This is a genomic window from Conchiformibius kuhniae DSM 17694, assembly GCF_000428785.1.
GTDB classification, from domain to species: Bacteria; Pseudomonadota; Gammaproteobacteria; order Burkholderiales; family Neisseriaceae; genus Conchiformibius; species Conchiformibius kuhniae.
On record NZ_AUAP01000036.1, the window covers coordinates 1 to 11,794 of the forward strand.

An 11,794-nucleotide genomic window follows, 5' to 3' on the forward strand; every position below is an offset into this window, starting at 1 on the left:
TACTCGTTGTCGCCAACAAGGATTAACTACCTGCAATGTACTTTTTAATTATCAGAACGGCTGCTTTGCTCTGACAAAGGGTACACTGTCTCCAACGGTGCAAAGGGTTTTTCCCGGTGTTCATAAAAGCAGCAAATGGCGTGCAAGAAATCAGTCCATGCAAAATTGCCGAGCCAGTGCGACAAACTGTGAGGCTTACGGTACTGTAGATTGCGCTCTTCCATCACGAACACCTTATTAAATCTCGGTCGGAAGCATGATGGTTTTCCTGATTGCTTACGGGCGCGGCGGTGGCTGTCCGTTTTGAGCCGTTTGGGCAATCTGCCGCTAGGCGTGTCATCAATTGACTGAAAAAACACGGCACCGTCATGCCCGCGCAGGCGGGAAGGGTGTAGCTTGGCTTGGAGCGAAGCGCAAACCCAAAAAAATCCATAAATTTTCGGAAAAATGTTGGGTTGAAACGAAGTGAAAACCCAAGCTACGCTTGCTTGCCAAACATCGGGCAGTGGCTTTACGCCCGTACGGGCATGACGGCGTTTTTGTATAATGCTGATTTTCAGTATAAAAATTTAAATGATGGCACACCCTGACGAAAACCGATGAACGCCGGCAAGCCGTTGTGTCCGTGCAGTCGGGTTTGGCGGGGTGGTTTTGGTGTTTTGTCGGGTGTCCTGTTCAGTGCAGATGTTGTTCCGCTCGCACAGGCGGGCCGGCAAACCGAAAAGAAGTGTTGATGAATATTTTGATTACCGGCGGGGCGGGTTTTATCGGCTCGGCACTGGTGCGTTTTTTGCTGGCGCACACGCCGCACCGCATTGTGAATGTCGATAAGCTCACCTATGCCGCCGACCCCCGTGCTTTGGCAGCGTGCCGTTCGCACCCGCGTTATGCTTTTGAGCGGGCAGACGTGTGCGATGCGGCGGCGTTGCGGCGCGTGTTTGCCGCCTACCGTCCGCAAGCGGTGGTGCATTTGGCGGCGGAAAGCCATGTGGACAAGGCGATTGCCGCGCCCGATGCGTTCGTGCAAACCAACATCAACGGCACGTTTGTGCTGCTGCAAACGGCGTTGGCATATTGGCAGGGCTTGCCCGAAGCGGCGCGGGGCGCATTCCGTTTCCACCACGTTTCCACCGATGAAGTGTACGGCGACCTGCCCGATGATGCCGCACCCCTGACCGAAACCGCCGCCTATGCCCCCAGCAGCCCCTACGCCGCTTCCAAAGCCGCCGCCGACCACCTTGTCCGCGCATGGCGGCGCAGCTACGGACTGCCCGTACTCATCAGCCACAGCAGCAACAACTACGGTCCCTACCAATATCCCGAAAAGCTGATTCCCCGCACCATCACCCGCGCCCTGTCCGGCAAAGCCCTGCCCGTGTACGGCGACGGCGCACAACGGCGCGACTGGCTGTTTGTCGAAGACCACGTCCGCGCCCTGTACCGCGTGCTGACGGAAGGGCGCATCGGCGAAAGCTACCACATCGGCAGTGGTCGCGAATATGCCAATGCCGACACCGTACGCCGTATTTGCGGTCTGCTTGACGTATTGTCGCCGCGTGCGGACGGCGCGTCCTATGCCGCGCAAATCCGCCACGTTGCCGACCGTCCCGGACACGACCGCCGCTACGCGGTGGACACCGCCAAAATCCGCACCGAATTAAACTGGCGGCCGCGCTGGGGCTTTGAAGCGGGCTTGCGGCGCACCGTAAGCTGGTACGTGGACAACGGCATACCCGATTGAAGCCCCCCCCGTTTGACGATACAATCCGCCCTTTCCGAACGGGAGACCCCGATGAGCATCAAATCCGACCGTTGGATACGCCGCATGAGCGAACAGCACGGCATGATAGACCCCTTCGAGCCGCGCCAAATCAAAGAACTGGACGGCAAAAAAATCATCTCCTACGGCACCTCCAGCTACGGCTACGACATCCGTTGCGCCAACGAATTTAAAATTTTCACCAACATCAACAGCACCATCGTTGACCCGAAAAACTTCGACACCCGCAACTTCGTTACCGTAGAAGACGACCATTGCATCATTCCGCCCAACTCCTTCGCACTGGCGCGTACGGTGGAATATTTCCGCATACCGCGCAATGTCTTAACCGTATGCTTGGGCAAATCCACCTATGCGCGGTGCGGAATCATCGTCAACGTTACCCCTTTTGAGCCCGAATGGGAAGGCTTTGTTACACTTGAGTTTTCCAACACCACCCCGCTTCCTGCCAAAATCTATGCGGGCGAAGGCGTGGCGCAGGTATTGTTTTTTGAAAGCGATGAAGTGTGCGAAACCTCGTACAAAGACCGTAACGGCAAATACATGGGACAAACCGGCGTAACCCTGCCCAAAACCTGATGACACGCCCTTAGGGCGTATCATCGATTGACTGATAAAACCCCGTACCGTCATTCCCGCGCAGGCGGGAATCCAAATTGAAGCATGACAAACCTTGATAAAACATCGCTTTCCGAGCATTGCACAGTGGATTCCCGCCTGCGTGGGCATGACAGATTTTTTATATTGCACTGAATTTTCAGTATAAAAAATTAATTGATGACACACCCTAAGGAGTACCCGTGAAAATCGCCACTTGGAACGTCAATTCCCTCAACGTGCGGCTGGCGCAGGTCAGCGAATGGCTGGCACGGCATCAGCCCGATGTGCTGGTGTTGCAAGAATTAAAACTGGAGCAGGACAAATTTCCCGCCGCCGCCTTCCGCATGAGCGGCTGGCATGTCGAATGGCTCGGGCAGAAAACCTATAACGGCGTTGCCATCATCAGCCGCGCCCCCATGCGGGACGTGCACGGCGGCTTGCCCGCGCTGCCCGACGACCCGCAACGGCGCGTCATCGCCGCCACCGTAAACGGCGTGCGCGTCATCAACGTTTACTGCGTGAACGGCGAAGCCTTGGACAGCCCCAAATTTGCCTACAAACGCCAATGGTTTGCCGCGCTCAACGACTTTGTGCGGGCGCAATTGGCAGCTTATCCCGAACTGGTGCTGCTGGGCGATTTCAACATCGCGCCTGCCGATGCGGATGTGTACGACCCCGACAAATGGCGCGGCAAAATCCATTGCTCCGATGAAGAACGGCAATGGTTTGCCGCACTGCTGGATTTGGGCTTGACCGATGCGCTGCGCCGCGTTCGTCCCGATGGGGCGCACCCGACTTGGTGGGACTATCGCGGCGCGATGTTTCAAAAAGGTTTGGGCTTGCGGATTGACCATATTTTGCTCAGCGATGCGCTCGCCGCCAAGCTGCAAGATGTGCAGGTGGACACGGCAGCACGCGCCCAAGAACGCCCCAGCGACCATGCGCCGGTGTGGGCAGTGCTGGGGTGATTGGGGGAATTGGTTATGGTGTGAAATTTGGGCGGGTGCTTGATGAGCGGGGGTAGATTTGTGTTTGGCTGCCGCCCAAGCGTGGTCTTGCACGGCATCGGCGGTGGTTTGGGCGTTGCTTATGATGGAAAATCAAGTCCAATCAAAGGTAAACAAAACAGTCCGGCTTTCCGGTTCATACATCAGAATAATGGCATCTGCGCCGGTTGCGCCCCAGTTATAGCCTGCCACTGCGGCGACCTGAATAAACGGTTTGCCCTGATAAGTGATGTTGAGTCCATCATCAGCAATATCCATGTGAAAAGCGGGCGGCGGGTCTTCCGTTGACCAATTGCTGTATTCAAATTTGCCACCCAAAACATGTAAAAATGCTTCATTATTCGGTAATTTTCCGTGTTTTTGAAAAAAATCTTTGGCTTGTTGATGGTCTTGCCGCATTTCCGCTTCTTGTGCCAATAAATCTTCATCGGGTTGATGAAAAGGTGTGTTTTGAAAATAGCCTTCCTGACCCAAGAAAATATAGCGGTTATCATCGCTTAAGCGAAATGCCAGCCAATTGCGGCAGGTAAATTCATTGTGGTATTCGCCGGTTTCATCACCGATATAGCATTCATAGGGTTCAATCGGATTGAGCATATGGACAACAATACCTGCCCATTCGGGATTGAAAACCGCCAAATCAATGGATAATAAAGGCAAAAAATGTTTGGCTAACCAAGCTTGTTCGGTGCTGAAAATGGTTTTTGCATCGGGAAAAGCCGTAAAGTTCGGGTTTAAAGATGTGATATTTTGGGTTTCGGGGAACATGATAAGCTCTGTAATGTAAGGGAACTGTTTATAGAAAATTAAATAGTATAAACAAGATGATGGTGCAAATAATGCCCATATTCCGATAAATTCGGATTTTCTTGTCAAGTGTATCCGAACAATTTTCCGGTACCCATTCGGCTTTGGCTGCCAATATATATTTCAAACCATGAGTTAATGCGATGAAATAGAATGCAGCTATGGCAGTTAAAAAAAGCAGCAAGTTTTTATAGGGTGCGATAAGGGTTAAATGATGCGCTTTTAAAAAGATTTGTGCCCCCAACAACGGAATCAGTATGGTAAGCAATATGATGCCAATAATATCTAAAACTTTTATCCATTTCAATCATTTTTTGCTTCGCTTCAATTTGACCTGTTTGTGAATGATTAAACCGTGTCGTCATTCCCGCTTGCGCGGGAATGACGGTTTCGCGGTCAATTAAATTTATTGTGCTTTCGCCACGTGCCGCCAATGGTGCAGTAGCCGTAGGTTGGGTTAGGCGAAGCCGTAACACAACTTTTTTCAATCAAACAATCAGTTGGGTTTCCGCTTCGCTTCAACCCAAGCTACCTATATGGATTAAGCCTGCGCTTTCGCCACGCGCCGCCAATGGTGCAGCAAAGGTTCGGTGTAACCGTTGGGCTGTTCCGCGCCTTTAAACACCAAATCGCAGGCTGCCTGAAACGCGGGCGAGGTGTCAAAACGTCCCACCATCGGCGTGTAGGCGGCATCGCCTGCGTTTTGCGCGTCCACCACCGCCGCCATGCGTTCCAGCGCGGCGCGGACTTCCGCTTCGCCGACAATGCCGTGCGCCAGCCAGTTGGCGATGTGTTGGCTGGAAATCCGCAGGGTGGCGCGGTCTTCCATCAAGCCGACATTGTGAATGTCGGGCACTTTGGAGCAGCCCACGCCCTGTTCCACCCAGCGCACCACATAGCCGAGAATGCCTTGACAGTTGTTGTCCAGTTCCTGACGTTTTTCTTCGTCCGTCCAATCGGTTGAGGCGGCAAGCGGCAGGGTGAGCAGACCGTTTTGCAAGTCGTTTTCAGGCAGCTTGGGCAGGGATTTTTGCACGTCAAACACGTTTACCTGATGATAGTGCAGCGCGTGCAAGGTGGCGGCAGTCGGGGACGGCACCCACGCGGTGGTCGCGCCCGATTTGGGGTGGCCGATTTTCTGTTTCAGCATTTCCGCCATCAGGTCGGGCATCGCCCACATGCCTTTGCCGATTTGCGCCTTGCCGGGCAAGCCGCAGGCAATCCCCACTTGAACGTTATTGTTTTCATAGGCTTGAATCCACGCGCTGGACTTCATTTCGCCTTTGCGAATCATCGCGCCCGCTTTCATGGAAGTGTGGATTTCATCGCCGGTGCGGTCAAGAAAACCGGTGTTGATGAACACGGCGCGTTGCGGCACTTGGGCGATGCACGCCGCCAAGTTCAGCGAAGTGCGGCGTTCTTCGTCCATCACGCCCATTTTCAGTGTGTTTTCAGGCAGCTTCGCCAGTTTTTCAATCGCGCCGAACAGTTCGTTGGCAAAGGCGACTTCTTCGGGCCCGTGCATTTTCGGTTTCACGATGTACACCGAACCGCTACGGCTGTTTTTGTTTTCACTGCGGGCAAAGTCAAACGGCGCAATCAGCGCGGTCATCACGCCGTCCAAAATGCCTTCGGGGATTTCCTGGCCGTCCGCGTCCAACACGGCGGGCGTGGTCATCAAATGCCCGACATTGCGGATAAACAGCAGCGAACGGCCGGGCAGGGTGAAGCTGCCGCTACCGTCCGGTTTGGTGTAGGGACGGTCGGGATTGAGGGCGCGGGTAAAGGTTTTGCCATTTTTTTCAACCTGTTCGGTGAGCGTGCCGTTCATCAGTCCCAGCCAGTTGCGGTACACCAGCGTTTTGTCTTCGCCGTCCACCGCCGCCACCGAATCTTCGCAGTCCATAATGGTGGACAGCGCGGCTTCCAAAATAATGTCTTTCACGCCTGCCGGGTCTTGCGCACCGATGGGGCTGGTTTTATCAATCAAAACATCAATATGCAAACCGTTGTGCAGGAACAGCAAGGAGCTCGGTTCGTCCGCCGTGCCGTTGTAGCCGACAAACAGCTCGGGCTGCTGCAAACCGCTTTCGCTGCCGTTTTGCAAACGCGCCACCAATGCGCCGTTTTTCACCGCATAGCCGATAACGTCGGCGTGGCTGCCTGAAACCAAAGGCAAACTTTCGTCCAACACCTTGCGGGCAAAGGCGATGACGGCATCGCCGCGTTTGGGATTGTAGCCCTTGCCGGGCGCGAGTTCGCCGTCTTGGGCAATGGCATCGGTGCCGTAGAGCGCGTCATACAGGCTGCCCCAACGCGCATTGGCGGCGTTGAGCGCGTAGCGGGCATTGTTAATCGGCACAACCAGTTGCGGGCCTGCTTGCTCGGACAATTCGCGGTCCACATTGGCGGTGCTGATTTGGAAGGGCGCGGGCGCATCGGTCAAATAACCGATTTCGCGCAAAAACGCCTGATAACGCGCCGCGTCAAATTCGGGGTTTTGCGCGTGCCACGCATCAATTTGGGCTTGCAAATCATCGCGTTTTTGCAGCAAAGCGCGGTTGCGCGGCGCAAATTCGCCCAAGAGTTTGGCGAAATCCGCCCAAAACTCATCGGCTTTCACATTCGGGTGCTGTGCCAATACTTCATTTTGAACAAAATCATACAGATGGCTTTCCACTTGCAGACCGGCGGCGTGGGTGTAAGTTTGGGTCATGGTATTTTCCTTTGAATTTTGAATGCAAACCGTCATGCCCGATGCGTGGGAATGACGGAGTAAGGGATTTTTTCAGGCAGCCTGAACATTTATCTGACTCCCTCCCCCGCAAGCAGGGGAGGGAAAACCGGTTCAGGCAGCCTGAAAACAAAACGGGGTATGCCCGTATGTCGGCATACCCCGCGCGGATTAGGCGAACTGGTTCATGGTGTTGTCTTTACCGCCCGCTTTGAGCGCGGCTTCGCCGGCAAAGTATTCCTTGTGGTTGTCGCCGATGTCGGAACCTGCCATGTTTTGGTGTTTCACCGTAGCGATACCACGGCGGATTTCCTTGCGCTGAACGCCTTTCACATACGCCAACATGCCTTGCTCGCCGAAGTAGCCTTTGGACAGATGGTCGGTGGAAAGCGCGGCGGTGTGGTAGGTCGGCAGGGTAATCAGATGGTGGAAAATGCCCGCCTGTGCCGAAGCGTCTTTTTGGAAAGTGCGGATTTTCTCGTCCGCTTCCAAAGCCAATTCGCTGTCGTCATAATCCGCGCTCATCAGCTTGTCGCGCTCGTAAGCGGACACGTCTTTGCCCGCTTCTTTCCACGCATCAAACACTTGCTGGCGGAAATTCAAGGTCCAGTTAAAGGACGGGCTGTTGTTGTACACCAGCTTGGCATTCGGAATGGTTTCGCGGATTTTGTCCACCATTTCCTTGATTTGACCGATATGCGGCTTCTCGGTTTCAATCCACAGCAAATCCGCACCGTTTTGCAGCGAAGTGATGCAGTCCAGCACCACGCGTTCCACGCCCGTGCCTTTGCGGAATTGGAACAGATTGCTGGGCAGGCGCACGGGTTTGATGGTTTTGCCGTTGGTGCGTACCACCACATCGCCCGCCTGGATTTGGCTGATGTCGGTTACTTCCTCGCCGTCCAAGAAACTGTTGTATTGGTCGCCCAAATCGCCTTCTTGCGCGGAAAACGCGATTTGCTTGGTCAAGCCCGCGCCCAAAGAGTCGGTACGCGCCACAATCACGCCGTCATCAACGCCCAATTCCATAAAGGCATAACGCACGGCATTGATTTTCGCCAAGAAATCCACATGCGGAACAGTTACTTTACCGTCTTGGTGGCCGCATTGTTTTTCATCGGAAACTTGGTTTTCAATCTGAATGCAGCACGCGCCCGCTTCAATCATTTTTTTCGCCAACAAATAAGTGGCTTCCGCATTGCCGAAGCCCGCGTCAATATCGGCGATAATCGGCACAACATGGGTTTCGTAATTGTTGATTTGGTTCAACAATTCTTCTTCTTTGGCTTTGTCGCCGGCAGCACGGGCATTGTCCAAAGCGGTAAACAGCAAATCCAGTTCGCGCGCATCTGCCTGTTTTAAAAAGGTGTACAGCTCTTCAATCAGCGCGGGTACGGAGGTTTTTTCGTGCATGGACTGGTCGGGCAGGGGGCCGAACTCGGAACGCAGCGCCGCCACCATCCAGCCGGACAGGTACAGATAGCGTTTGTTGGTGGTCTGATGGTGTTTTTTCACCGAAATCAGCTTTTGCTGACCGACAAAACCGTGCCAGCAGCCCAAAGATTGGGTGTAATTGGCGGGGTTTGCATCGTATTCCGCCATGTCGCGGCGCATGATGGCGGCGGTGTATTTGGCGATGTCCAAACCGGTTTTGAAACGGTTTTGCAAACGCATACGCGCCACAAATTCGGGGTTGATGGCCTGCCAAGACGTACCGTGTGCTTCGGTAACGGCGGCTGCGGATTGGACGGTTTGCTGGTAATTGCTCATAGGACAAGCTCCATGTGTAGGTAAGAGTAAGATTTTTCTTGTGAATCACGCGGGAAGCACGGCGGAATGCTGTGCTGTAACCCAACGTAGCGCCAATTTACGAAATTTCGCCTTTCTTGACAAGGTTTATGCGGAAATTTGCCACAATCAGGCTGATTTTTGGAAAATCATAAACTTTTATACCAATTTTTACGATTTGCTAACGATTTTATGGATAATGTTTACAAAACAAGTGTTTGGGCATGAAGCTGCACGGCTTGCCAAAAAACGCTAAAATAGCCCGCCCCAACCGTTTTTCCCGTTTGCACCATGTCCGTCATGCCCAAAATTGCCGATTGTGTCGAACACAACCTCCAACGCTACTTCCATGATTTGAATGGCGAACTGCCGTCCAATGTGTATGAAATGGTATTGTGGCAGGTAGAAGGGGCGATGCTGGGCTGCGTTTTGCGCCAATGTCGCGGCAACCAATCGCAAGCCGCACGCATCTTGGGCTTGAACCGCAACACCCTGCGTAAAAAACTGTTGGCGCACGGCTTGGCGGAATAAGCGGCAGCCGTGCGGGTGTTTGTGTCAAAAAAGGAAAAGATTCATGTCCCAGATTTTCAAACCGGACAATTTGAGCATCAAACAAATTTTTAATGATACAGGCTCTTTCTATCAAGTTCCGGAATACCAAAGACCTTATTCGTGGGAAAAAGAGCAGGTCGAACAATTGTGGTTCGACCTTGCGGAAGCCTATGCGAACCATCGGGACGACCCCGAACACGATGCCAACTACTTTTTGGGTTCGGTGGTGCTGGTGGAAAAAGCACACGGCTATGACGTGGTGGACGGGCAGCAGCGTTTGACCACACTGACCATTTTGTTCTGCGTGTTGCGTGATTTGCAGCACAATATATTGGGTCAGATAAAAATCAACCAAATCAAAAACAGCATTGAAGATTTGATAGAAGGCAAAAAACGCCTGAAATTGATGACCCAAGCCAACAATCAGGCATTGTTTGAAACCAGTGTGATTGACGGCATTGATTTTTCCGCCAAAAAGAAACATTTGGACGACAACCGTTTTTTGCAAACGGCTTTTTATTTCAAAAACCTGATAACAGATGCCCAAAATCCCGATTCCGAAAACCACATCAATGATTTTTCGGGATTTGTGGATTATATTTTTGAACGGACAACCTTAATCCGCATCGTTTGCTCCGATGAAAATTTCGCCATCAAATTGTTTACCGTACTCAATGACAGGGGCTTGGATTTGACTTCTGCCGACATTGTCAAAGCCCATTTGATGCAAAGATTGCCCGAAGCGCGGCGCGGGGCGTTTGTGGAGGTGTGGAAACGCATTGAAACATTGTGCGTGCAGATGGACGAAACCCTGCAATTGCTGTTGAGCCTGTATCTGTATTTTTTAAAAGCGGGCAACCCCAAGAAGATTTTGCACGAAGAATTGAAAAGCGAATTTAAAGACCAAGCGCCGTTGGATGTGGTGTTGGCATTGGAGCGTTTTGCCAAAGCCTTGGGCAAAATCAATGCGGACAAGCACGATAAGGATTTGTCCAAACTGCGTTATCTGCCCCAGTCGATTTATTGGAAAACGATTTTGCTGACGGCAAAGCAGACGGATTATCCGTTTTATCATGAATTGAAATCGTTGCTGGTCAAGTATTATTATCAGAGCTGGATTGCGGACGGTACGTCCAACCGTGTCAAGCAACTTTCGTTCCGCATCATCAAAATGGTTAAGGAAAATAGGGATATTGCGGAAATCAGGCTGCGGATTTTGGCAAATTTGAGGCAGTATCCGTCTTATTTGCTGTCTTTGGAGCGGCACAATATTTACAGCTTCAAATGGCACAAGCCTTTGTTGCTCGCCATCGAGTATCATCAGCAGGACGATTATCCGTATATTGAAATCAAAAAGGATTTGCACACCGAGCATATTTTGCCGAAAGAGTGGAATCGTGCGGATTTGGATTGGCGGGAGCATTTTTTTCCGCAGGAGGCGGAAACGCTGTTGAACAGTTTGGGCAATCTGACTTTGTTGTCGGGCAATAAGAATCTGCTTGCCGGCAACCGCAATTATCGGGACAAGTGTGAGATTTATGCGGGTAAGGGCTTGGACGGGAAGACGTCTTTTGAAATTACCAAGCGGATTTTCGAGCAAACGCCGGTGCAGTGGACGGCGGAAACGATTGAAATGCGCAAACGGTGGCTGGTGGCACAGGCGCGGGCGGTTTTCGATATTGTTTAGGGCGGGTCATCAATTGACTGAAAAACCATAGCTTTATTATTCTGGCGGGGCGTAATCCCGTCCGAATCAGGGCAAGGCATAGGGCTGTGCTTTATGTCCAGCAAGCATAGCTTGGGTTGGAACGAAGTGAAAACCCAACATTTTTCCGAAAATTTATGGATTTTGTTGGGTTTTCACTGCGCTCCAACCCAATCTACACCTGCTGAAACCGCAAAATGCCACCAGTGTTTATACTTCGGGAACGGTTTATACGGCTGATTTCTATCGGAAAGTGGCGCAACAATACTTACCCAATCATGAAATCCCCATTATGATTTGGGTGTACATTGGTTTGGGACAAAATCAGCAGGGCAATCAGCTTTATACATCGGGCATGACGAAATTTGGCAAAGATGAAATGGAAATTTTAAACAGCCCAATCGATATGGCAAGGCTGCACGCTTCATTAAGCAGTATGTGCGCCTATATCATCAGTTCGGGCTTGGTGCTGAAAGATGGGGAAAGCATTGGGTTTAGCGCAGAGCAGAAATGGCAAATCAGTCATTCTAAAAGTGTGTACGCGCCCAGTGAGTTTTCATTAAAGATTGATATTCAATAAAATATTCTAGGTTAAATGGTCTATTACTCTATGCAATAGACCTTTTAAAAATTTACTTTGGAAATCCACATGAAAAAAGTTTGGTCTGCATCCATTGGTTTATTGCGTATAAATGTTTACTCGATAGGGGCAAGCTACGATGATTTATTTGATTATCGCACCTATCGGCTCAACGAAATCGCCATATCTCAAAATCCAAATCATCCTGAAAATTTGATTTTAAAACAAAAAAATCAGGATG

Annotated in this window: 10 protein-coding genes; 6 read left to right on the plus strand and 4 right to left on the minus strand. The window is 51.5% G+C overall.

Going from position 1 to position 11,794, the window contains the following annotated elements; all coding sequences use genetic code 11:
- Window positions 1-733 precede the first annotated feature (733 nt).
- The 3 genes from rfbB (at window position 734) to xth (ending at window position 3,348) form a co-directional block, all read left to right on the plus strand.
- Complete coding sequence (rfbB, locus tag G392_RS12625) at window positions 734-1,741, plus strand: dTDP-glucose 4,6-dehydratase (protein WP_051255665.1); 1,008 nt, start codon at window positions 734-736, stop codon at window positions 1,739-1,741.
- 51 nt (window positions 1,742-1,792) lie between these two features.
- On the plus strand, window positions 1,793-2,359 hold the full coding sequence (dcd, locus tag G392_RS0108995) for a dCTP deaminase (RefSeq protein ID WP_027009968.1): 567 nt from the start codon (window positions 1,793-1,795) through the stop codon (window positions 2,357-2,359).
- Window positions 2,360-2,580: 221 nt separating this feature from the next.
- A complete protein-coding gene (gene xth, locus G392_RS0109000; protein ID WP_027009969.1) occupies window positions 2,581-3,348 on the plus strand; it encodes an exodeoxyribonuclease III in 768 nt (255 codons plus the stop codon).
- 132 nt (window positions 3,349-3,480) lie between these two features.
- Here xth and G392_RS0109005 read toward each other — a convergent pair whose 3' ends face one another.
- The 4 genes from G392_RS0109005 to G392_RS0109020 form a co-directional block, all read right to left on the minus strand.
- Complete coding sequence (locus tag G392_RS0109005) at window positions 3,481-4,155, minus strand: hypothetical protein (RefSeq protein ID WP_027009970.1); 675 nt, start codon at window positions 4,153-4,155, stop codon at window positions 3,481-3,483.
- A gap of 227 nt (window positions 4,156-4,382) precedes the next feature.
- Entirely contained in the window at window positions 4,383-4,682 is a 300-nt protein-coding gene (locus tag G392_RS13705) for a hypothetical protein (RefSeq protein ID WP_156900877.1), read from the minus strand.
- Window positions 4,683-4,735: 53 nt separating this feature from the next.
- Complete coding sequence (locus G392_RS0109015) at window positions 4,736-6,910, minus strand: malate synthase G (protein WP_027009972.1); 2,175 nt, start codon at window positions 6,908-6,910, stop codon at window positions 4,736-4,738.
- Window positions 6,911-7,099: 189 nt separating this feature from the next.
- A complete protein-coding gene (locus G392_RS0109020; protein WP_027009973.1) occupies window positions 7,100-8,698 on the minus strand; it encodes an isocitrate lyase in 1,599 nt (532 codons plus the stop codon).
- Between the two features lie 309 nt (window positions 8,699-9,007).
- Between G392_RS0109020 and G392_RS0109030 the strand changes: the two genes are divergently transcribed.
- From G392_RS0109030 to G392_RS12630, 3 genes are all read left to right on the plus strand, one after another.
- Entirely contained in the window at window positions 9,008-9,247 is a 240-nt protein-coding gene (locus G392_RS0109030) for a helix-turn-helix domain-containing protein (RefSeq protein ID WP_027009974.1), read from the plus strand.
- Window positions 9,248-9,290: 43 nt separating this feature from the next.
- Window positions 9,291-10,955: a DUF262 domain-containing protein gene (locus G392_RS0109035; protein WP_027009975.1), complete on the plus strand. Its 1,665-nt coding sequence runs from the start codon at window positions 9,291-9,293 to the stop codon at window positions 10,953-10,955.
- A gap of 310 nt (window positions 10,956-11,265) precedes the next feature.
- Complete coding sequence (locus G392_RS12630) at window positions 11,266-11,553, plus strand: DUF4261 domain-containing protein (protein WP_211224363.1); 288 nt, start codon at window positions 11,266-11,268, stop codon at window positions 11,551-11,553.
- The last annotated feature ends 241 nt before the right edge of the window (window positions 11,554-11,794 follow it).